Origin of the sequence: Halomonas sp. MCCC 1A11062 (assembly GCF_021404355.1) — a bacterium.
GTDB lineage: Bacteria > Pseudomonadota > Gammaproteobacteria > Pseudomonadales > Halomonadaceae > Halomonas > Halomonas aerodenitrificans.
Map to the genome: position 1 here is coordinate 1 of NZ_JABFTW010000085.1, position 296 is coordinate 296.

General features: G+C 64.9%; 1 protein-coding gene. It reads right to left on the bottom strand.

Going from position 1 to position 296, the window contains the following annotated elements; all coding sequences use genetic code 11:
- Window positions 1-20 precede the first annotated feature (20 nt).
- On the bottom strand, window positions 21-296 hold a 276-nt coding region (locus HOP58_RS22905), incomplete at its 5' end, for a hypothetical protein (protein ID WP_234261939.1).

Below are 296 nucleotides of genomic sequence, written 5' to 3' on the forward strand. Positions count from 1 at the left end.
CATCTGCGTACTGCGCCGCATCAGGGTCGCTGTTCGGACTCCTGACGCTTCTCGGCTGCCTTCGCCCCGGCACGGGCCGATTCGGCCTCGGCTTCCTTCTTGGCGGCGGCCTGCTGGGCATCGGCTTTGTCCTGCTGGGCCTTGCCTTCCCGAACCATGTCGTCACGGCCGGCCACGGTGCCGATGGCTTCCTTGGCCTTGCCCTTGACGTCCTCGACGGCGCCCTTGATGCCCTCTTCGGGTCCTGAATTCTTCTCGGTCATGGTTACCTTTCCGCTGCCGCGAGTGGATTGGTT